The sequence below is a fragment of the Bradyrhizobium sp. 187 genome (genome assembly GCF_023101005.1).
GTDB lineage: Bacteria > Pseudomonadota > Alphaproteobacteria > Rhizobiales > Xanthobacteraceae > Bradyrhizobium > Bradyrhizobium canariense_D.
Genome location: NZ_CP064693.1, coordinates 5975029 through 5995183, shown reverse-complemented (window position 1 = coordinate 5995183; position 20155 = coordinate 5975029). Strand labels below are relative to the sequence as shown.

Here is a 20155-nt window from a genome sequence, read left to right as displayed (position 1 = left end):
GAGACCCTTTATTGCCCGTTCAGGCGCCTTGTGCTCCATTGCGCGCGCCCGGCGCCCGCCGGGGCTGGAGCTTCCATGGATTCGATCGTGCAACCCGCCGCCACGGAGCAGCCGTCCTCGTCACGCAACCGGCTGCTGCTGACGGTCTACACCGCCGCGATCTTCGTCAGCGCGCTGTTGCTGTTCTCGGTGCAGCCGCTGTTCACGAAAATGGTCCTGCCGCGGCTCGGCGGCTCGCCGGCGGTGTGGTCGGTGGCGATGGTGTTCTTCCAGTCGCTGCTGCTGGCGGGCTACGCCTATGCGCATTTGTTGATGCAGGTGAGGAACCGCATCGTTCCGGTGGTGGTGCATCTCCTGCTGCTGATCACGGCGTTCGTCACGTTGCCGCTCGGCATCGCCTCGGCCTATGGCGATCCGCCCGCTTCGGGCTACGCGATCTGGCTGCTCGGTCTGTTCGTGATCTCGATCGGGCTGCCGTTCTTCGCGCTTGCCGCCAACAATCCGTTGCTGCAGGCCTGGTTCGTCCGCACCGGGCATCCTGCCGGACACGATCCCTATTTCCTCTATGCGTCCTCCAACATCGGCAGCTTCCTCGCCCTGCTGTCCTATCCGTTCCTGCTGGAGCCGATGTTCACGCTGCACACGCAGAACCGGCTCTGGACCGGCGGTTACGGCATTCTGATCGTCCTGATCGCCGCCTGCGGCGTGCTGCTGTTGCGCTCGCCGAAACTGGCCATGGTCGATGCGCGAACCGAGGATTTGAATGCGCCGGCGCCCGGTCTCATGACGCGGCTGCGCTGGATATTCCTCGCCGGAGTGCCGTCCGGCCTGCTCATCGCCGTCACCGCGCACATCTCGACCGATGTTGCGGCAGCGCCGCTGCTGTGGGTGCTGCCGCTGTCGCTGTATCTCCTGACCTGGGTGGTGGTGTTCCAGTCGCGGCCGTTACTGCCGCACAAATGGATGCTGATGCTCCAGCCGGTCGCGATCGCGGGCGTCGTCTTCCTGCTGGCGTTCGGCGGCGAACAGAACCTGCTGCTGACGCTCGGCGGTCATCAATTGTGCTTCTTCGTCATCGCGATGGCCTGCCACGGCGAATTGGCGCGAACCCGGCCGGCCGCCAAATATCTCACCGGATTCTATGTCGCGCTATCGTTCGGCGGCATGGTCGGCGGCCTGTTCGCAGGGCTCCTTGCGCCGTTCACATTCTCCTGGATCGCCGAATATCCGATCCTGGTTGCGCTTGCCGCGCTGTGCCGGCCGCCCGCGAACGAGCGGCTGGCGGGCATCGTCAAATGGTACTGGCTGGCGCTTGCCGCGCTCGCCGTCGTGCTCGTTGTGCCGTCCACCACGACGGGCGGGCTATCGACCTGGTTCGAGGATCACCGGGTCTGGATGGCCGGCGGCGTCGGCGTGCTCGCCGCGCTGCTGGCGCTGGCGGTCAACGCCGGCCGCTGGAAGATATTCGCCACCGTCGCGCTCGCGCTGGCGTTGATCCGGGTTTATCCGGCGGACGAAGGCCGCGTCACCACGGTGCGCAGCTTCTTCGGCGTGCACAAGATCGTGGTGACGCCCGGCGGCTATTTCCACGTGCTGATGCACGGCACCACGATTCACGGCGCCGAGCGCTTCCTCAACAATGACGGCACGCCGGTCACCGGCCGGCCGGAGCCGATCACCTACTATCACAAGGACGGCGGCATCGGTCAGGCCGTGACCGCGATGCGCGAGCGCAAGGGCGCGCCGCTGAAGGTCGCGGCGATCGGCGTCGGATCGGGCACGCTCGCCTGCGCCGCCGAGCCCGGCGAGAGCTGGACATTCTTCGAGATCGATCAGTCCATGGTCGACGCGGCAAGCGATCCGAAGAATTTCCGCTACATCTCGAGCTGCATGCCGGGCCTGAAGCCGGTGATCGGCGATGCCCGCCTCACCTTCGCGAAGGAGCCGGACGGTGCCTATGATCTCATCATCGTCGATGCCTATTCGTCGGATGCGATCCCGATCCATCTTGCGACCGAAGAGGCGATGAAGATCTACAAGGACAAGCTCGCTCCGCACGGCGCCGTGGTGATGCACGTCTCCAACCGCCACCTCGATCTCGAGACGGTCGTGGTCGGTATCGCCGATGCCAACGATCTCAAGAGCTGGGTCTACAACGAGGATTCCGGGCGCGATGGTGACTACATCTTCTCGACCGACGTCGTCATCTCCGCCCGCGAGGATGCCGACGTCGGCAGGCTCGCATCGTCGAAAACATGGGAGCAGACCGAAGCCGACGACCGGGTGCGGGTCTGGACCGACGATTACTCCAACATTTTGGGCGCGCTGTACCGGCGCTTGCGGGACGGGGAGTAGGGCCCGCTTCTACGGCTCCACCGGCGTCCCCGCGGGCAACGCGATTGCCTTCTCGCCAGCGACCTGCCGCAACAAATCGGGCCTGTCGGAGATGATCCCGTCGACGCCGATCTCGATCATGCGCGCCATGTCTTCGGGTTTGTTGACCGTCCAGACCACGACACGCAGCCCGAGCGCATGGGCCTCGGCGATCAGTGCCGCGGTCACATCGCCGAAATAGGGTGACCAGACCGCGCCGCCCGCCGCCTTGATGGTCCGCGGCAGCGACCCGCCGTGATCGGCCGGGCTGAAGCCCGCCGTCCAATTGGTCGCCTTGTCCAGCGCCACCGTCTGGCCCGAGCCGCGCTGGAGCGTCAGGTACACCGTCGGCATCTTTGGTGCCCGCTGCTGGACGAGCAGCAGGGTCCGCCAGTCGAACGACTGGATCATGACGCGGTCGGAGAATTTCTCGGCTTCGATCACGCCGAGCAGTTTGGTGACGAAAGATTGCGGATCGAGCGTCTCGTCCGGATGGTTCGGATCGATCTTGGTCTCGATGTTGAAGCGCACGCGCGTATTGCCGGATTTGCGCACCAGCGCGAACAGCTCGCTCAAGGTCGGAATACGGGTCCCGGGCATGGCGCGCTGGTCGGGGAATTGCTTCGCGTAAGGGCTGTCTGGCCGGATCTGGCCGACGTCATAGGTCCTGACGTCGGCGAGCCGCAGTTTCACGAAGGGCGTGCCGGGAGGCGTGACGTAGGCGCCGCTCGCATCCCGCGTGATATCAGGATTGAGCCCGCGCTCATGCGAGACGACGACTTCGCCGTCGGCGGTGATGCCGACATCGAGCTCCAGCGTGTCCACGCCGATCGACAGCGCGTTGGCGAAGGCCGGAAGCGTGTTTTCCGGCAGCAGTGCCCGCCCGCCGCGATGGGCCTCGAGGTCGAAAGCCGAATCAAATGCCGAATCGAATCCCATGGCCGGTCCCGCAATGAGAAGTGACAGTACGGTCAAGATCGTCGCAGCACGTGACGGCATGGTGGCTCATGGGGCAAGGGGAAAGGGGCGATATTTCAACGCGTTTGGCGCGTCCGTCCTATTGTATAGGCTTTCCTGGCTGTTGAAACCTTGGGCGGTGGCTTGGGTTGCGCCCGCCGCGGGGGTATGTACTCATAGTCGGTGCCCTGGAATCCCGCCCGTGCAGCAGCAACGCGATCATCGAATTATCCGCAGCCGGCATTTTCGCCGGATGCAGCGCCGGCATTTCATGATCTTCGACGTTTTGCCCTTCGTCGGTACGCTGCTGGCGCTGGTCCTTCTGTTCTACCGCCCGATCGGCGCGATGGAGCTTGGCCTGTTCGTCGGCTTCTGGCTGGTCACCGGCCTCGGCCTTACCGTCGGCTATCACCGGCTCTTCACCCACCGCGCCTTCGCGACCTCCACGGCGATGAGTGCGATCCTGGTCGTGATGGGATCGATGGCCGGCCGCGGTGCCATGCTGTCCTGGGCGGCAATGCACCGCCGGCACCACGAATTGTCCGATCACGACGGCGATCTGCATTCGCCGCGGCTGCACGGCAAGGGCCCATTCGGCCGCCTGCGCGGCTTCCTGCACGCGCATTTGACCTGGATGATCGAGCACGATTATCCCAATGTTGCGCACTATGTCCCGGACCTGATGGCGGATCGCAGGCTGGTTGCAGTCAACAGCTACTATTACAGTTGGGTCGGTCTCGGCCTGGTGCTGCCGGCCGCGATCGGCGGCCTCGCCACGATGAGCCCGTGGGGCGCGCTGACCGGCTTGCTCTGGGGCGGCGTGGTGCGCATGTTCGTGGTCGAGCAGACCATGTCCGCCATCAACTCCGTCATGCATAGCTTTGGCGCGCAGCCGTTCGTCACCCGCGACGACAACAGCCGCAATCTCGGCGTGGTGGCCTGGCTTGCCTGGGGCGAGGGCTGGCACAACAACCACCACGCCTTTCCCTATTCCGCGGCCTTCGGCTTGCGCTGGTTCGAGTTCGATCCGGGCTTTGTCTTCATCAGGGCGCTGGAAGCGCTGGGACTGGCCTGGGACGTCAAGGTGCCGAGCGAGGAGAAGATTGCGCGACGCATGCTGCGGCAGCCGGGTGACGCTGCGCCCGACCTCGAAACGGGCTGAGCATCATCGCCGGCTCACGCCGGCGATGGCGCGGCTGTGAACCGATGCTGTTCAACGACTATCCCTTTCTCCTGGTCTTCCTGCCCGCGGCGCTGCTGATCTATCGCTTGGCCGACCCCTATCCGGGCTTGCGCATCGGCGTGCAGGTCGCGCTGTCGCTCGCCTTCTATGCCTGGGGTAGTCCGTCCTTCATCCTGCTCCTGATCGGCTCGATCGCGATCAACTGGCTCGCCTCGGTTGCCTATGGGCGCGTGAAATGGCCGGTGCTGCTGACGCTGGTGATCGGGCTCGATCTCGCGGTGCTGGCCCTGTTCAAATACGCCAACTTCGTTCTCGCTAATCTGGGTCTCGTGCTCGGTACGACGCTGCCGGTGCTCGACGTCGGGCTGCCGCTCGGCATCTCCTTCTTCACCTTCCATCACATCATGTATCTGGTCGACCTGAAGCGCGGCAGGGCGCCGCTCTATGCGTTCGACCGCTATGCGCTCTACATCGCCTTCTTCCCGCAGGCGATCGCCGGCCCCCTGGCGCGCTGGTCGGAGGTGATGCATCAGTTCGGCAGGCAGGTCTACGTTCCGGGCTGGCAGCGTCAGTTCTGCATCGCCACCTGCTTCATCGCGATCGGCCTGTTCGAGAAAATCGTGATCGCCGACGGCCTCGCGCATCTGCTCGATCCCATCTACGCGCAGGCCGCGAACGGGCCGCTCGCGGGCGGTGACGCCTGGCTCGCCTTCTGCTTCTCCTTCCAGATCCTGTTCGATTTCTCCGGCTATTCCGACGTCGCGATCGGCCTCGGCCTGCTGTTCGGCGTGCAGCTGCCGTACAATTTCGATGCGCCGCTGCGCTCGACCAACATCCAGGATTTCTGGCAGCGCTGGCACATCACCCTGATGCTGTTCCTGCGCGATTACGTGTTTTATCCGCTGGTCAATCTGCGCCTGCTGCCGCGGCGCTGGCTGCCGGTGCAGTTTTTCGGCGCGATGATGATCACGATGGCGCTGTGTGGCCTCTGGCACGGCGCGAGCTGGACCTTCGTGCTGTGGGGCGTGCTGCACGGGCTTGCGCTGGTCGCCTGCACGCTGTGGCGTCGCTATGGCCCGGAGTTCCCGTCATGGCTCGGCTGGGCGCTTACCGTGCTGTTCGTGCTCGCGACCGGCGTGATCTTTCGTGCGGGATCGGTGGAGGCGGCCTGGCATGTCTTCGCCGGACTGGCTTCGCCGCTCCCGCTCGAGCGCGGAAAGCATTTGTGGCCGCTAATCGCAGCGCCGCTGTTCGCCTTCCTGCTGCCGGCGAGCCAGGACATCGTGGCGGTGCTCACGCGCCGTCCCAATCCGTGGCTCGCGGGTCTGCTCGGTCTTGGGCTATTCGCATTGCTGCTTCACATGGGTGGTCGGGATCTCCATGAGTTCGTCTACTTCAAGTTCTGAGACCGATCCCGGCTGGGGCCGGAGCTTGCTGGCGTGTCTGGGCACGCTGATCGGGGCTGCGCTGCTGGTGCTCGCATTGATGGTGGCGGTCGATCCCTATGACAGCGGCAAGCTCGGCCTGCTTGGCATCGACGGCGTCGATAATCGTCTGACCAAAATCACGGCCGCGAGCCGCGCGCGGGATCCGGATTTCAATGCCGCGATCCTGGGTAATTCGACGGCGCAGATGATCGAGCCGGCGGAATTGTCGCGCGCAACCGGCCTGCGATTCGTGCAGCTCTACATGACCGGTGCGTTCCCCCGCCAGGAACTCGCGGTGCTGGACTTCTTCCTGCGGAATCACCGGGAGGTCGGCGCACTGGTGATCGTGACTGACCCTGGCTGGTGCACGCATGCACGGGCGAAGGAGGAGGGCGGCGTCCCATTCCCCGACTGGCTCTATGACAGAACCGTCGTCACTTACGCTGCACGCCTGATCTCCTGGCAGGCCATCGAGCACGCCTTTCAACGCATCAGCATCGGCCTTGGCCGGCGACCAAGGATGAACCCCGACGGCTTTGTCAGCTACGAGGACATCTGGCCGCCGGGCCAATTCAAAGAAGTCGGCTGGCCCAGGGATCCGGCGCCGGCCTCGTCTGCCGAGATGCGGGCGACATTTCCCGAGATCGCTGCGCTGGCAGATATCGTCAGGGCATTGCCGGCCGATGTGCCCGTCGTCATCATCGTGCCGCCGACCTTGGCGACCACCGTGCCGAAGCCCGGTACGGAAGCCGCCTTGGAGCGCAGCGCCTGCGATGCCGCGCTGAAGAAAGTGGTCGCGGGCCGACCGCGCAGCAATTTCATCAGCTATCGCGTCGACAACGATCTCACGCGCGACCGCGCCAATTTTGCCGACTTCATCCATTATCGCCCAATTCTCGCGCGCAAGATCGAGCAGGGGATCGATGCGAGCCTGCGCGATGGGGAGAGCGCGAAGATCGATTTCTGAATCGTCTCAGCCGAGCTGTTCGAACCCGCCATCGAGCCAGAGCTTGCGTGCCAGCTTGCGCTGGATCTTGCCGCTGGTGGTCTTCGGCAGCGTGCCGGGCCGGATCAGCGCGATGTGACGCGCGGAGAGTTCGTGGTTGTCGGCGACGGCCTCGCGAATTCGGCCCTTGATCGCTTCGGTGTCGATCGAGTGGCGCGCGGTGCGCTCGATTTCCTGGACGATGACGAGCATTTCTTCGCCGGTCTCGTCCGGCACCGAGAACGCCGCGCCGCAGTTTTCGCGCAAAGCTCCATTGAGCGATTGCACCGTGCGCTCCACGTCCTGCGGATAATGGTTGATGCCACGGATGATGATGAGGTCCTTGATCCGTCCCGTGACGAACAATTCGCCTGTGACGTCGATGAAGCCGAGGTCGCCGGTGCGCAGCCACGCTCCGTCTTCGCCGGCAATCTGCGCATTGAGCCCCTCGCGCGTCGCCTCGTCGTTGCGCCAATAGGCGCGGGCAATATTGGCCCCACTCACCCATATCTCACCGACGCGGTCCGCGGGCAGCCGCGTGCGGTTGTCCGCGTCCACGATGGCGATCCGTTCGCCGGTGAGCGGGCGCCCGCAGCCGACGGCGACCTGTGTATCTTCGGCGTCGGAAGGCGCCTGCGCCGCATGCGCCTGCAGCGCCGTGCGGCTCACGCTGCGTGTGACATGACCGCCGCCACGGCGTCCGCCGGAAATCAGAAGCGTCGCTTCCGCCATTCCGTAGGCGGGATACATTGCGCGCGGATCGAAGCCGTGGGGCGCAAATGTCTGGATGAACCGCTCGATGGTTTCCGCATGCACCGGTTCTGCGCCGTTCAGTGCGATCCTGAGCGAGGACAGCTCGATGCCTTCCATCTGGTCGGCGCGATAGCGGCTGACGCAGAAATCGAAGCCGAAGTTCGGGCTGCATGCCACTTCCGCGCGATAACGCGCGATCGCGCGCAGCCAGCCGAGCGGCCGCTGCATGAACGCGTTCGGCGCCATCAGTACGCAGGTCGCGCCGACATAGAGCGCTTGCAGCGCGTTCAGGATCAGCCCCATGTCGTGATAGAGCGGCACCCAATTGACGTAAGTCGATTGCCGGCTGTTGCCGAGCGCGAGCCGGATCATCTCGAGATTGGCGAGCAGATTGGCGTGGCTCACCATTACGCCTTTGGGCGCGGACGTCGAGCCGGAGGTGTATTGCAGGAAGGCGATGTCGTCCGGCGCCGGCTCGGGTAGTTCGATTGTCTCACCTTCGGCCGCGGCGAGATCGACCTCGATCCAGCGAATGTGCTCATGCGCGAAGCGTGCCCGCAAATCACCGCGGAGCGCGACGGCCGAATTGGTCAGCGCCACCGCCGGCGTGCAATTGGCGAGGATCGGGGCGCTGGCATCGCGCGCGCCGTTTCGCCGCGGCATCATCATCGGCACGGCGATGATGCCGGCCATCAGACAGCCGAAGAACGCCACCATGAATTCGATGCCGGGCGGAAACACCAGGATGGCGCGATCGCCGGGACGCGCGGCCACGGTCAGTCGCGACGCGAGCGCGCCCGCGGCATCGTGCAGCTGTCGAAAGCTGAGGACAGCGTCCTCCGTCCCGCGATCGGAGACGAAGACATAGGCGCGGTCGTCGGCCTGCTCCGCCGCACGCCGGGCCAGCAATGCCACGAGCGAGCGGAAGGTTTCCATGGGTTGCGCCGACTTCAACCGCCCTCAGGCGGCGGGGCGGATTGCGCGCTTGTCGGCGAGAAACCGCGACAACGCCTCAACGGTCGGATGGTCGTAGAAGTCGTCCGTCGACAGCTCGAGGTCGAGCTTCTCCTCGAGTTCCATCATCAGGTAGACCAGCATCGCCGAATCGAGGCCCAGGCGGCTGAATTTCGTGCCGATATCGACGCGGTCGCTCGAAATTCGCAGGATATTTGCCAGGGCGGTAACGCAGAAATCCGAAATCTGCTCGCGTGTCATGTCATGTCCCAGAAACAATGGGAACGACAATAGGGGCGACCCCCTGGTTGTCAATTTGGTCGGAACGCCGCCGCGTTGAAGGTTGTGGACTGTTGCTTCCTTGCGTCGGCCGGTGCCCAATCCGTGCACGGGCTGGCGCCATTTCCTGCGGTCGATTGCGGCAAGCGCCCGTCGCGGCAGCGGCTTCCTGATTCGCTGGCGCGGCAACGCCGCGTTCAAGTAGGTCAGTTCTGGTAGTAATAGCCACGCGGTTGGTAAACCTGCCGGGGCTGCGGCTGATAGTAGGTGCCCTGCTGGCCGTAGCCCTGATTGTAGTATTGCTGCGGCTGCGGCTGATAGACCTGCGCGTCATAGAGCGGGCGGCTGCCGCGCGGCGCGGGGTAGCGCGCGCCGGTGTCGCTGCCGTCGGCCGGATAGATGTAGTTGTCGTCTTGCGGCATGTAGCGGCGGGCAGGTGCGGCCTGAGGCGTCAGGTTCACGGGATCGCCTGATGTGGCGTACTGCTCTTCGGCGGGCTGCGGCGCGCGGGCCACTGCCGTGGGATTGCGGCCACGCGGATTGCGGGCGAGCGCCACCTGCGCCGAGCCGGTCAGCGTTACCGTGGTGTTGAGCACGCCCTGCTGCTGCACCAGCGCGTAGAGCGTGGTGGCATTCTGGCGCGACAGCCGCACGCAGCCATGCGAGGCGGGCGTGCCGAGCCGGCCGACCGAGTCGGTGCCGTGGATGGCGTGCCCGACCTTGGTGAAGAAGATCGCGTGCGGCATCGGCGCGTCGTCGAATTCCTTGGAATAGTGATCCTCTTCCATGCGGAAGGCGCGGAACGCGCCGTTCGGCGTCTCCCGCGAGGGGATGCCTGTCGACACCGGCCAGTGGTAGCGCGCGACGCCGTCGACGGCGACGGTCATCTGCTGATTGTCCTTGTCGACGGTGATGTCGACCTTGGCCTGCGCGGCGCCCGCGCTCAAAAGCATCAGGGAGGTGAAAGCAATAAAAAACGAACGCATCTGACTCGTGGCCTCCGGCCTGTTCATACTAGGCGCCGCGGCTCTCCGTCCCCCGGCGTGCATTATGCCTGCAATCGCGCTTTCGTTCCAGCGGCCTGCAAAGCAAACCTTATTGCCATCGTTAACGGGACGCCCGGCGTAAGCAAGGCCGCTTTGTGCCGCAAAGCGAGCGGCAGCGCTGACATTTTCGCGAGCGGGAGATGCGTTCACAACGCCGACAATTCATCACAATGGTGCAACCATCCGGGGCGCAACCATTTGGCCGCATCGGCGTTGACGATCGCTGCCTCGACCGGCCGCTTCCGCGGCCGGTTTTACCTTTGGGAATGAAGATGAACAAAGTCTGCGTCGCCGCCGCTTCTCGGCCGGCTGGTCTGCCTTTCCGTGTGCTCTTCGCTGGCGCCGCCGTTCTGGCCGCGCTGTCCTGCGTCCCCCAGCCTGGCCATGCCCAAGGCATCGTTCGGGGCGCCCAGGAAGGTTCTTATGAAGGCAACCGGATGGCCGGCCCCGTCGGCGGCGTGGTTGGGGGCGCGGTCGGCGCCGGTGTCGGCGGTGCCGTCGGCGCGATCGAGGGGGTGTTCGGCATTCCCCATCGCGGCCACCGTCGGTGTCGCGGCTATTACGACGGATACAACCGCTTCCACTGCTATCGGTAGAGCTTGCGATTCCGGGGCGCGCGCGTGCCCCCCGGAATGACGGCCGGATCAGTTCTTCAACCGATATCCCGTGCGGAAAATCCACCAGATCACGACCAGGCAGATCACCAGGAACGCCGTTGTCATGCCGATGCTGACGGCCATGCTGACGTCCGCGATCTCGTAGAAGCTCCAGCGGAAGCCGGAGATCAGATAGACGACCGGATTGAGCAGCGCCACCGTGCGCCAGGCGGGCGGCAGCATGTCGATGGAATAGAAGCTGCCGCCGAGGAAGGTCAACGGCGTCACCACCAGCATCGGGATCATCTGCAGCTTTTCGAATCCGTCGGCCCAGATGCCGATGATGAAGCCGAACAGGCTGAACGTCACCGCCGTCAGCACAAGGAAGGCCAGCATCCAGACCGGATGATGGATGTGCAGCGGCACGAACAGGCCAGCCGTGGCGAGGATGATCAGGCCGAGGATGATCGATTTGGTCGCGGCCGCGCCGACATAGCCGAGCACGATCTCGAAATAGGAGATCGGCGCCGACAGGATCTCGTAGATCGTGCCGGTGAATTTCGGGAAGTAGATGCCGAACGAGGCGTTGGCGATGCTCTGCGTCAGCACCGAGAGCATGATCAGGCCCGGCACGATGAAGGTGCCGTAGCTGACGCCCTCGACCTGACTGATGCGCGAGCCGATCGCGGCGCCGAACACCACGAAATACAGCGAGGTCGAGACCACCGGCGAGACGATGCTTTGCAGCAGCGTGCGCCAGGTGCGCGCCATTTCGAACAGGTAGATGGCGCGGACAGCGCGGTAGTTCATGACGCCCTCACGAGATCGACGAAGATGTCCTCGAGCGACGATTGCGTCGTGTCGAGATCGTTGAAGCGGATGCCGGCTGTACGGAGATCGCCGAGCAGGCTGGTGATGCCGGTGCGCTCGCCCTTGGTGTCGTAGTCGTAGACCAGCGTCGCGCCGCCGTCGCAGAGGTCGAGCTCGTAATGCCTGAGGCTCTCCGGCAGCGCATCGAGCTTGCCTTGCAGATGCAGCGTCAGCCGCTTCTTGCCGAGCTTCTGCATCAAGGTGGCCTTGTCCTCGATCAGCACGATCTCGCCCTTGTTGATGACGCCGATGCGGTCGGCCATCTCCTCGGCTTCCTCGATGTAATGCGTGGTCAGGATGATGGTGACGCCGGATTGCTGGAGCGTGCGCACCACCTCCCACATGCCCTTGCGCAGTTCGACGTCGACCCCGGCGGTCGGCTCGTCCAGGAACAGGATCTGCGGCTCGTGCGACAGCGCTTTGGCGATCATCACGCGGCGCTTCATGCCGCCGGAGAGCGTGATGATCTTGCTGTCCTTCTTGTCCCACAGCGAGAGGTCTTTCAGCACCTTCTCGATATGATCGGGGTTCTTCGGCTTGCCGAACAGCCCGCGGGAGAAGCTCACGGTCGCCCACACGCTCTCGAAGGCATCGGTGTGCAATTCCTGCGGCACCAGCCCGATCAGCGAGCGCGCCTTGCGATAGGAGGTCTGGATGTTCTCGCCGCCGACGAGGACCTTGCCTTCGCTCGGATTGGCAATGCCGCAGATGATCGAGATCAGCGTGGTCTTGCCGGCGCCGTTGGGGCCGAGCAAGGCGAAGATTTCGCCGCGCGTGATGTCGAGATTGACGTTCTTGAGCGCCTTGAAGCCGGACCCATAGGTCTTCGACAAATTGGCGACGGAAATGATGGAGGACATGATGGCCGCAAGTCTGAGGGGCTAAGGCTGGGGAGGGGAGGCTGGAACCTACCGGGAGGGGCGGGTCAGCGGAGCCCTGACATAGGAAGGCCCTTGCGCGGCTGCAATTAGCGGGAGAAAAATGGCCTCGAAACAGCTCCTTCCGTGGCAGGTTTCGGGCAAGTGTTGCGCGATGGTCACGGCTTGATGCTAAGATCGTCGTTCACGCGGCTCTTTGTTGCGTCTGCGAGCAGGCCATGGCTACGATTCCGGCCGAAGCATATTCCCAGGGAAAAGATCGATGAGACCGAACGGCCGTCACACCGCTGGCGTCAGCCAGTTGTCCGCCCTCCGTGCCTGGGCGATGGGCCTGCTCCTGCTGTCAGCTGTTGCCATCAGCCCGACCACCGCCAAGGCGGCGCCAAGCCAGGCTGCCGTCGCGACCACGCATGTCTACCTGCTCCGCGGCGTGCTCAACATCTTCTCGCTCGGGCTCGACACGATCGGCGCCCGGCTCCAGGCGCAGGGCATCCCGGTGACCGTGGCGAATTTCGTGTCCTGGTCCTCGCTCGCGGATGAGGCCGCGACCGCCTACAAGGCCGGCCGGCTCAAGACCATCGTACTGGTCGGGCACTCCTCCGGCGCGACTGCGCTGCCAGACATGATCGCCAAGCTCAACCGTCTCGGCGTGCCCGTGAAACTCGCGATCGGGCTCGACTCCGTGTTCAAGACCAAGCTGTCGACCGGCGCGGAGCGCTACATCAACATCTATATCGGCGACGGCCCCGGCGAGCCGGTGAAGCGCGCGGACGGTTTTCGCGGCAAGCTCGACAATGTCGACGTCCGCGGCTCCGGCGTCGGCCACATCTCGATCGACAAGAACGAAGCGATCCAGCGCCGCGTGATTGCCGAGATCGACGCCGCAATCATGCGCTCGCGCGCACCGGCTCCGGTTGCCGAACCCGGCGCGCCCAGGTCGGCGCGCTCGGCGGCGGCAACGGCTCCCCGGAATTAAGCCGTTCGCAAGCAGGTGAATTGACAATGCCGCCGTCACGCCGACGGCGGCATTGTCGTATCTGCACAAGCCAACCTCGATCACCTGCCGGTCGAGGAAGGGAACTCGGCGTACGATCTGGTGTTGTTACAGCATGACAAGCGGACGAAACGTCGGCCCCATGGCGGTTCAGCCCGAGCGGACGTGGGCCGGTCGGCCTGTTTCCGAAAATGTCCTTGAGAAAAAGCCGCAGCCTCAATCGAGCCAGTTGAGCGCGACGCGAGCCGGCTTGTTAAGACAGCACGCGCTGCGGACGCAGCGTGCGTTGCTCGCCGGCAACAGCGACGGTCGCAAGAGTTCCTCGAAGTGCAAGAGTTCCTCGAATTGACAGGCCGGCCTTCCGGTGTGCCGTCTGTCTGGGGCCAGTCCACGTGAAGATCTTTCAGTGCCCGTCATGCCGCCATCCTGTCTCGTTCGAGCACATCGCGTGCGCGAATTGCAGCACTGAGCTGGCGTTCGACTCCTCGCGCATCGAGATGACTAGGCTTGCATCCCATCAATCTTGCCGTAACCGCGAGATCATCGGCTGCAACTGGTGTGTCGAGGGCGCGGACTGGTATTGCGGCTCGTGCCGCCTCACGCGCACAATTCCAAACCTCGGCAGCACCAGAAACATCATGCTCTGGCGCCGTATGGAGGAAGCCAAGCGCCGTCTTCTCTATGATCTCAGTCGCCTCAAGCTTCCGCTCGCATCGCGCACCGGCGCAGAATTGGCTTTCGACATTCTTTCGGACGAGGTCGGTCCGATCGTGACGGGGCATCTCTCGGGCCTGATCACGCTCAACCTTGCGGAGGCCGACGATGTCGAACGGGAATCTCGCCGCGTGGCGTTCCGGGAGCCGTACCGCACGCTGCTCGGGCATTTCCGGCACGAGATCGGTCACTTCTATTGGGACCTGCTCGTCGACGGCACGACATTCCAGGCCCCGTTCAAGCTGATCTTCGGTGACCAGGCGCAGGACTATCAGGCCGCGATCAACTCCTATTACAGCCGCGCCGATCGTTCATACGACCGAAGCGGCTTCATCAGCGAGTACGCCACGTCCCACCCCTGGGAGGATTGGGCGGAAACGTTCGCGCATTTCCTGCATATCGTGTCGACGCTCGACTCGCTGGCAGGTTTGCCGTTGGCGCTGGACGAGCGCGCCCGGCAGACCCTGACGGATCCCTATCTCGAGAGCGACTTCGAGGCACTCTTGGCACTGTGGATGCCGCTTGCTCGCAGCATCAACGAACTCAACCGCTCGCTCGGGATGAGCGATGCATATCCCTTCGACATATCGCCGGCGGTCAAAGGCAAGCTGCATCTCGTCCATATGGCGATCAGCGCATTCCGCGCTCAGCAGAGCCTGGCGGCGTAACTTTCGCGGAGGACAGCCCCCGTTACGTCAGGAAGGTACGAATGCTGTCCGCGATTTCCTTCGCGTGCGTCTCCAGCGCGAAATGACCGGTGTCAAAGAACTGCACCACGGCGTTCGGATTATCGCGCTTGAACGCTTCGGCGCCGGGCGGAATAAAGAATGGGTCGTTCTTGCCCCAGACCGCGAGGAACGGCGGCGTGTGCTTGCGGAAATAGTCCTGGAAGGCCGGATAGAGCGCGACGTTGCTCTTGTAGTCGCCGAACAGGTCGAGCTGCACGTCGTCCGAGCCCGGGCGCGCAAGGTAGAAATTGTCGAGGTTCTGGCCGTCCGGTGACACGGTCATCGGATCGGGGACGCCATGCGTGTACTGCCAGCGCGTCGCTTCCGGCGTGAGGAGCGCGCGTAGCGCGTCGCGATTGGCCGGCGACGGATCCTGCCAATAGGTCTTGAGCGGAGTCCAGTCGTCGCTGAGCCCTTCCTCGTAGGCGTTGCCGTTCTGTGAGATGATTGCCGTGATCCGCTCGGGGTGACTGAGCGCAAGCCGGAAACCAGTCGGCGCGCCGTAATCGAAAACGTAGACCGCGAAACGGTCGAAGCCGATCATTTCGGTGAAGCGTTCGATCACGCGCGCGAAATTGTCGAACGTGTAACGGAAGCTTTCGCGCGAAGGCATGTCGGATTGGCCGAAGCCGGGAAGGTCGGGCGCTACGATATGAAACCTGTCCGCCAGCAGCGGGATGAGGTCACGAAACATGTGGCCTGCGCTGGGGAAGCCGTGCAGCAGCAGGAGTTTTGGCGCTCCGACACGACCGGCCTCGCGATAGAACACCTTGAAGCCCTCGACATCCGCGGTGCGGTACGCGATTGCGGCCATGACATTCTCCATTTTAGTAACCACTAAATTGCCAAATAAGAGGTTACGTCCCCTTACCGTAACTTGTCAACGCCGTTCTATCAGGTTATCTGAGTCCATGCTCCCGACCGGCCAAGGACCGCTCATGGACCGCCCGCCCGCCATGTTCATCGCCGACTCTCTCGGCCTCGACTTCCTCAACTCGGTGGCGACGCCGCTCGATACGCCGGTCGACTGGATCGATGATGGTCATGCCCTGATCGACTGGCTGGCGCAGGCGAAGCTGGTGCCCGCGGATGATCTGCACGCGCTGACGGCGCGCACCACGCCGGACGAGCTGGACAAGGTTGCGGATCAGGCGCGCGCCTTGCGCGAATGGTTCAGGGGCTTCGTGCGCAAGCATGCAGGCCGACCGCTCACGACGGATGCATTGCGCGAGCTCGATCCGTTGAACAGCCTGCTGGAGCGCGACGAAGCGTTCAGCCGGATCGAGCCGGGCCATGCCGATGGCGGCGCTCTGGCATTGCGAATGAGGCGGCGCTGGCGATCGCCGGAGGCGCTATTGCTGCCGGTTGGCGAAGCCATGGCGAAGTTCGTTTGCGACGAGGATTTTTCGAACGTCAAGGCGTGCGAGGGGCACAACTGCACCATGCTGTTCGCCGACCACACGCGCAGACGCGCGCGGCGATGGTGCATCATGGCGGTCTGCGGCAACCGCGCGAAACAGGCCGCACACCGCAGCAGGCTCAAGAGCATGCAGTGATTGGGGGGCGAGATGCTGGAATGAGCGCGGATCGAGCCCCGGTTCCGTGCCCCAAATTCCACCCAATCGACCGTCACTAAGCGCCTTTGGGGGAGGCTGCAGCCTCCCGGAGTGGGACTGCTGGACTGATGATCGATTTGAGGCGACTTCTCGCGCTGGCAGCCGTTGCGCTGCTCGCCTTGAGCACCGGGACGACCGCTGCCTCACCTGCCAAGACGAAGCCCGCCGCGGCCGCACCCGCCGCGCCGCCGCCCCCACCGTTCGAGCCATTGCCGCCGCCGAAGATCTACCTGTTCCGTGGCGCCATGGGGCCGTTCTTCTCCACCGGCATGGACCGGCTCGAAGAGAAGCTGACGCAGGCCGGCTTTTCGGCCAACGTCTATGAATTCACCATCTGCCGATGGATCGGCGATCGTGCGATCTCCAGCTACAAGGAAGCGCCGGCGCCGATCGTGCTGATGGGGCATTCGATGGGCGGGCTTTGCTCGATCGTCATCTCCGAGATGGCGGCCAAGGAGAACATCCCGATCAGCCTCGTCATCACCATCGATCCCGCGCATGCGACCGGCGACGTGCCGCTCAATGTCGAGCGCTTCATCAACATCTATCTCTCCGACAGCGTGCTCGGCGGCGGCAACGTGGTCGCGGTGCCGGGCTATCGCGGTCACTATGCGAGCTATGACCTGAAGGAGAACGCGCGGGTCAGCCACATCAACATCGAGAAGTCCGACGACATCCACCGTCAGATCGTCGACATGGTCACGCAGTTGCCGCGCATTCCGCCCCAGACGCAGGTCGATGCCGTGCCGCTGCGTTATCTCGTGCCGGCGAATACGCTGGTCGAATTGTGGGACAGTGGCGTGCGGCTACCGGTGCGCCGCGGCGACACCATGGAGAGCATCGCGGCAGCCAATCGCGTGCCGCTGTGGTCGCTGGCGCAGAGCAACTCGCTGCCGGAGAACGCGACGCTCACCCCCGGCCAGTCCATCATCGTTCCACGCCACCTGACGCCGCCGGAGCCGACAGCCGCCATGGCGACCCCCCCGCCGGGACGGCGGTAAGCAGTCAGCAACGGAGATGGTCGGGATGGGCTGATGCAGGCACCATCCCTCGCGGCCCCTGTCATTCACGCATCTTGTGCCGCGGCAGCCATCTTGATGCGGGTGTCGCCAAGGAGGAGCGAGCCGTGGCGGAAGCCCGGCCCGCCGGGCGATAGGGCGCGGCGAGAAGCATCATAAACAATGCCCTGTCAGCCGCATATTTGGCAGCGGGTCGGCCATTTTCGAAGCCGTGCATGACCAGGCGTCCTTCCGTCGTGCAGACACGCCATCGCCATGTCCTTCGACCGCACTTCTTCAGGAACACTTCGAATGTCGGGAGGTGTTCGGGCATGTCGATCACCCGTGCCGGCTTGCCGTCAGGCGCGTGGTGGCGTTCCCCATCGCCCGGCTCGGAGCCTGAAAGGTGAGCGGAAAGGCGGAGACGGCGAGCTTCTCGATCGCCGAGCGCTCCTCGGACACACGTCTCTCGATGAACCGCCGTTCGAACTCGGTCAGCTCGGTCTTGAGCAACCGCTGATAGCGGCTGATGTTGCTGCGGTGGCCGCGCAACAAGGCCAGCTCTTCATCAAGCATCATCGCAATCCCCGTCGAGCTGTCATTGCCTAGGCTGCGAGGCCGGTTCGTTCGACCGATCGCGTGCGGACCGGCTTGCCGCCCGGAGGGCCCTTCGGATGATGGTCGAGGCTCGCGAGCGCTTCCAGAATTTCGTCGATGGTGACGGCTTTGTCCGAGCCGGGCAGCTCCCGCAATGTCGGGCTCGAGGCGACACTGGCTGCGTCCGAAGCCCAGGACGCGAGGATCGCGCGCTTCTCGCCGATCGACAAAGTTGGATCGGCTATGACGTCGCGGGGATGATCATAGACGGAGCCAGGGTGCAATATCGCGTTCAGATCGATGATGTTGTCGGCATGATCGAGCATGAGAGGTCCTCCTCCTTTCTCTAAAACCTCTGACTTGCATTCGGGTACGCGATCGAAGGCCATGGCCCATCCCGCCCGACGATCGGGCGGGATCACCGGGCCTCCGACAGACCGAATTCAGGCGGCTTTGCCCTCGAGTTGATGCACGTTGCCGGACGGCGCGGCATTGATGGCAATTCGCCGCGGCTTCATGGCTTCAGGGATTTCTCGGACCAGTTCGATCTTGAGCAAGCCGTTCTCGAACGAGGCGCTGTGCACCTGAACATACTCGGCCAGGTTAAACTGCCGCTTGAACGGTCGCGCGGAAATGCCCCGGTAGAGATATTCGCGTTCGGTTCTGTCCGGCTTGTTTCCCTCGACGGTCACCGCATTCTGCTCGGCCGTCACCGCGACCTCGTTGGGTGAGAAACCCGCAATCGCAAGCGAAATCTGGTAGCGATCCTCGCCGAGACGTTCGATGTTGTAGGGAGGATAGTTGTCCTCGCCGGCACGCTGTGCCGTTTCAACGAGGTCGAAAAGGCGGTCGAAGCCAACGGTCGAACGCCACAAGGGAGAGAAGTCGTAACGCGCATAGCCAGATCCTCCAAGGAGCAAAATGGATACGAACGACACCGGACACGACCGGTGCCCGTCTCAGCTTCCCGACCCTACAGGCGTCGGGAACGCCACCTCTCGGCGGCAGCGGAAAAATAAAAAAAGCCCGTTTTGGTTTCAAGAGGGGGGCTCAAAATTTTTCGGAAACCCTGGCGCCTCCCGCTGACGTAGCTCGGATTACACGTTCGATCCGTGGATCGCTTCGATCACGGCATCGGTCACGTCCTTCGTCGTCGCCTTGCCGCCGACATCGGGCGTCAGCACGCCGGCCGCGCAGACGCGCTCCACCGCCGCCATCAACCGCACCGCCGCGTCCTTCTCGCCCAGATGCTCCAGCATCTGTGCGCCGGTCCAGAACGTCGCGACCGGGTTGGCGATGCCCTTGCCGGTGATGTCGAAGGCCGAGCCGTGGATCGGCTCGAACATCGAGGGGAAGCGGCGCTGCGGGTCGATATTGGCGGTTGGCGCGACGCCGAGGCTGCCCGCCAGCGCCCCGGCGAGGTCGGAGAGGATGTCGGCGTGCAAATTGGTCGCGACAATGGTGTCGAGGCTCTTCGGATGCAGCGTCATGCGCACCGTCATGGCGTCGACCAGCATCTTGTCCCAGGTCACATCGGGGAATTCGGCCGCGACTTCGGCGGCGATCTCGTCCCACATCACCATGCCATGGCGCTGCGCGTTCGACTTGGTCACCACGGTCAGGAACTTGCGCGGGCGCGACCGCGCCAGCTCGAACGCATAGCGCATGATCCGCGTCACGCCGACGCGGGTGAACACCGCGACCTCGGTGCCGACCTCTTCGGGGAGACCCCTGTGGGCGCGGCCGCCCATGCCGGCATATTCGCCCTCGGAATTCTCGCGCACGATCACCCAGTCGAGGTCGCCGACGCCGACATTGCGCAGCGGCGAGGCGACGCCCGGCAAGATCTTGGTCGGCCGCACATTGGCGTATTGGTCAAAGCCCTGGCAGATCGGCAGCCGCAGGCCCCACAGCGTGATGTGATCGGGCACGTCGGGCACACCGACCGCGCCGAAATAGATCGCGTCGAATTTCTTGAGCTCCGCGAGACCGTCGGCCGGCATCATCACGCCGTGCTTCTTGTAATAGTCCGAACCCCAGTCGAAGGTCTTGATGTTGAAGGCGAGGTCACCGCTGCGGTTGGCCAGCGCCTCCAGCACGCGGACGCCGGCGGAGATGACCTCGGGGCCGATGCCGTCCGCCGGTATCGCTGCAATCGAATGGGTACGCATGAAGGGCTCCGTCCAGATGTCGGTGGGGTTGCGTAA

20 protein-coding genes are annotated in these 20155 nt (G+C 64.1%); 9 read left to right on the top strand and 11 right to left on the bottom strand.

The window, feature by feature from the left end; genetic code table 11:
• Positions 1-75: 75 nt before the first annotated feature.
• Positions 76-2355, top strand: coding sequence for a spermidine synthase (locus IVB19_RS29055; RefSeq protein ID WP_018454256.1), 2280 nt, complete (start codon positions 76-78; stop codon positions 2353-2355).
• Between the two features lie 9 nt (positions 2356-2364).
• On the opposite strand, the gene IVB19_RS29050 is transcribed toward IVB19_RS29055, so the two are convergent.
• Positions 2365-3312 carry a glycerophosphodiester phosphodiesterase gene (locus IVB19_RS29050; protein WP_018454257.1) on the bottom strand — a complete coding sequence of 316 codons (948 nt, stop codon included), beginning with the start codon at positions 3310-3312 and terminating at the stop codon, positions 2365-2367.
• A gap of 220 nt (positions 3313-3532) precedes the next feature.
• Between IVB19_RS29050 and IVB19_RS29045 the strand changes: the two genes are divergently transcribed.
• From IVB19_RS29045 to IVB19_RS29035, 3 genes are read left to right on the top strand one after another with little or no spacing between them, the layout of a single operon-like run.
• On the top strand, positions 3533-4492 hold the full coding sequence (locus IVB19_RS29045) for an acyl-CoA desaturase (protein WP_245288380.1): 960 nt from the start codon (positions 3533-3535) through the stop codon (positions 4490-4492).
• Between the two features lie 44 nt (positions 4493-4536).
• Complete coding sequence (locus IVB19_RS29040; RefSeq protein WP_018454259.1) at positions 4537-5919, top strand: MBOAT family O-acyltransferase; 1383 nt, start codon at positions 4537-4539, stop codon at positions 5917-5919.
• A 25-nt stretch (positions 5920-5944) separates the two neighbouring features.
• The gene (locus IVB19_RS29035; protein ID WP_018454260.1) at positions 5945-6907 is read left to right on the top strand and encodes a hypothetical protein; all 963 of its coding nucleotides are present in this window, start codon (positions 5945-5947) and stop codon (positions 6905-6907) included.
• 6 nt (positions 6908-6913) lie between these two features.
• Here IVB19_RS29035 and IVB19_RS29030 read toward each other — a convergent pair whose 3' ends face one another.
• From IVB19_RS29030 to IVB19_RS29020, 3 genes are read right to left on the bottom strand one after another with little or no spacing between them, the layout of a single operon-like run.
• Complete coding sequence (locus IVB19_RS29030) at positions 6914-8614, bottom strand: fatty acyl-AMP ligase (RefSeq protein WP_026232700.1); 1701 nt, start codon at positions 8612-8614, stop codon at positions 6914-6916.
• Between the two features lie 24 nt (positions 8615-8638).
• Positions 8639-9112: an acyl carrier protein gene (locus tag IVB19_RS29025; protein ID WP_245288381.1), complete on the bottom strand. Its 474-nt coding sequence runs from the start codon at positions 9110-9112 to the stop codon at positions 8639-8641.
• Between the two features lie 5 nt (positions 9113-9117).
• Complete coding sequence (locus tag IVB19_RS29020; RefSeq protein WP_085349071.1) at positions 9118-9924, bottom strand: L,D-transpeptidase; 807 nt, start codon at positions 9922-9924, stop codon at positions 9118-9120.
• 305 nt (positions 9925-10229) lie between these two features.
• Here IVB19_RS29020 and IVB19_RS29015 point away from each other — a divergent pair, with 305 nt between their 5' ends.
• Positions 10230-10553 carry a hypothetical protein gene (locus IVB19_RS29015; RefSeq protein WP_247821725.1) on the top strand — a complete coding sequence of 108 codons (324 nt, stop codon included), beginning with the start codon at positions 10230-10232 and terminating at the stop codon, positions 10551-10553.
• 48 nt (positions 10554-10601) lie between these two features.
• Here IVB19_RS29015 and IVB19_RS29010 read toward each other — a convergent pair whose 3' ends face one another.
• Both IVB19_RS29010 and IVB19_RS29005 read right to left on the bottom strand, forming a co-directional pair.
• On the bottom strand, positions 10602-11363 hold the full coding sequence (locus IVB19_RS29010; protein WP_018454266.1) for an ABC transporter permease: 762 nt from the start codon (positions 11361-11363) through the stop codon (positions 10602-10604).
• On the bottom strand, positions 11360-12283 hold the full coding sequence (locus IVB19_RS29005) for an ABC transporter ATP-binding protein (RefSeq protein WP_018454267.1): 924 nt from the start codon (positions 12281-12283) through the stop codon (positions 11360-11362). Before IVB19_RS29005 ends, IVB19_RS29010 begins: the two co-directional genes overlap by 4 nt.
• A gap of 280 nt (positions 12284-12563) precedes the next feature.
• Between IVB19_RS29005 and IVB19_RS29000 the strand changes: the two genes are divergently transcribed.
• Together IVB19_RS29000 and IVB19_RS28995 are read left to right on the top strand one after the other, a co-directional pair.
• Positions 12564-13277, top strand: coding sequence for a hypothetical protein (locus IVB19_RS29000; RefSeq protein ID WP_018454268.1), 714 nt, complete (start codon positions 12564-12566; stop codon positions 13275-13277).
• Positions 13278-13576: 299 nt separating this feature from the next.
• Positions 13577-14677, top strand: a complete 1101-nt coding sequence (locus IVB19_RS28995) for a zinc-binding metallopeptidase family protein (RefSeq protein WP_346016060.1) — start codon at positions 13577-13579, stop codon at positions 14675-14677.
• A 22-nt stretch (positions 14678-14699) separates the two neighbouring features.
• Here IVB19_RS28995 and IVB19_RS28990 read toward each other — a convergent pair whose 3' ends face one another.
• Complete coding sequence (locus tag IVB19_RS28990) at positions 14700-15551, bottom strand: alpha/beta fold hydrolase (protein WP_026232703.1); 852 nt, start codon at positions 15549-15551, stop codon at positions 14700-14702.
• 124 nt (positions 15552-15675) lie between these two features.
• On the opposite strand from IVB19_RS28990, the gene IVB19_RS28985 reads away from it, so the two are divergent.
• The gene (locus tag IVB19_RS28985; RefSeq protein ID WP_247821724.1) at positions 15676-16293 is read left to right on the top strand and encodes a CGNR zinc finger domain-containing protein; all 618 of its coding nucleotides are present in this window, start codon (positions 15676-15678) and stop codon (positions 16291-16293) included.
• A gap of 128 nt (positions 16294-16421) precedes the next feature.
• Complete coding sequence (locus IVB19_RS28980; protein WP_018454272.1) at positions 16422-17354, top strand: LysM peptidoglycan-binding domain-containing protein; 933 nt, start codon at positions 16422-16424, stop codon at positions 17352-17354.
• A gap of 336 nt (positions 17355-17690) precedes the next feature.
• Here the strand turns inward: IVB19_RS28980 and IVB19_RS28975 are convergent, their stop codons facing one another.
• The 4 genes from IVB19_RS28975 to IVB19_RS28960 all read right to left on the bottom strand — a co-directional run bounded on the left by IVB19_RS28975 (position 17691) and on the right by IVB19_RS28960 (position 20119).
• A complete protein-coding gene (locus tag IVB19_RS28975; RefSeq protein ID WP_018454273.1) occupies positions 17691-17930 on the bottom strand; it encodes a hypothetical protein in 240 nt (79 codons plus the stop codon).
• Positions 17931-17956: 26 nt separating this feature from the next.
• Entirely contained in the window at positions 17957-18274 is a 318-nt protein-coding gene (locus tag IVB19_RS28970) for a hypothetical protein (protein ID WP_018454274.1), read from the bottom strand.
• A 117-nt stretch (positions 18275-18391) separates the two neighbouring features.
• Positions 18392-18886, bottom strand: coding sequence for a small heat shock protein HspD (gene hspD, locus IVB19_RS28965; RefSeq protein ID WP_247820444.1), 495 nt, complete (start codon positions 18884-18886; stop codon positions 18392-18394).
• A 159-nt stretch (positions 18887-19045) separates the two neighbouring features.
• Positions 19046-20119, bottom strand: coding sequence for a tartrate dehydrogenase (locus IVB19_RS28960; protein WP_018454276.1), 1074 nt, complete (start codon positions 20117-20119; stop codon positions 19046-19048).
• Between the last annotated feature and the right edge of the window lie 36 nt (positions 20120-20155).

What these genes read in the sequence shown, in the direction of transcription:
- IVB19_RS29055 (WP_018454256.1), top strand. Translation starts at nt 76, where the DNA reads ATGGATTCGATCGTGCAACCCGCCGCCACGGAGCAGCCGTCCTCGTCA.
- IVB19_RS29050 (WP_018454257.1), bottom strand. Translation starts at nt 3,312, where the DNA reads ATGGGATTCGATTCGGCATTTGATTCGGCTTTCGACCTCGAGGCCCAT.
- IVB19_RS29040 (WP_018454259.1), top strand. Translation starts at nt 4,537, where the DNA reads ATGCTGTTCAACGACTATCCCTTTCTCCTGGTCTTCCTGCCCGCGGCG.
- IVB19_RS29030 (WP_026232700.1), bottom strand. Translation starts at nt 8,614, where the DNA reads ATGGAAACCTTCCGCTCGCTCGTGGCATTGCTGGCCCGGCGTGCGGCG.
- IVB19_RS29020 (WP_085349071.1), bottom strand. Translation starts at nt 9,924, where the DNA reads ATGAACAGGCCGGAGGCCACGAGTCAGATGCGTTCGTTTTTTATTGCT.
- IVB19_RS29015 (WP_247821725.1), top strand. Translation starts at nt 10,230, where the DNA reads ATGAACAAAGTCTGCGTCGCCGCCGCTTCTCGGCCGGCTGGTCTGCCT.
- IVB19_RS29010 (WP_018454266.1), bottom strand. Translation starts at nt 11,363, where the DNA reads ATGAACTACCGCGCTGTCCGCGCCATCTACCTGTTCGAAATGGCGCGC.
- IVB19_RS29005 (WP_018454267.1), bottom strand. Translation starts at nt 12,283, where the DNA reads ATGTCCTCCATCATTTCCGTCGCCAATTTGTCGAAGACCTATGGGTCC.
- IVB19_RS29000 (WP_018454268.1), top strand. Translation starts at nt 12,564, where the DNA reads ATGAGACCGAACGGCCGTCACACCGCTGGCGTCAGCCAGTTGTCCGCC.
- IVB19_RS28990 (WP_026232703.1), bottom strand. Translation starts at nt 15,551, where the DNA reads ATGGCCGCAATCGCGTACCGCACCGCGGATGTCGAGGGCTTCAAGGTG.
- IVB19_RS28985 (WP_247821724.1), top strand. Translation starts at nt 15,676, where the DNA reads ATGGACCGCCCGCCCGCCATGTTCATCGCCGACTCTCTCGGCCTCGAC.
- IVB19_RS28980 (WP_018454272.1), top strand. Translation starts at nt 16,422, where the DNA reads ATGATCGATTTGAGGCGACTTCTCGCGCTGGCAGCCGTTGCGCTGCTC.
- IVB19_RS28975 (WP_018454273.1), bottom strand. Translation starts at nt 17,930, where the DNA reads ATGATGCTTGATGAAGAGCTGGCCTTGTTGCGCGGCCACCGCAGCAAC.
- IVB19_RS28970 (WP_018454274.1), bottom strand. Translation starts at nt 18,274, where the DNA reads ATGCTCGATCATGCCGACAACATCATCGATCTGAACGCGATATTGCAC.
- IVB19_RS28960 (WP_018454276.1), bottom strand. Translation starts at nt 20,119, where the DNA reads ATGCGTACCCATTCGATTGCAGCGATACCGGCGGACGGCATCGGCCCC.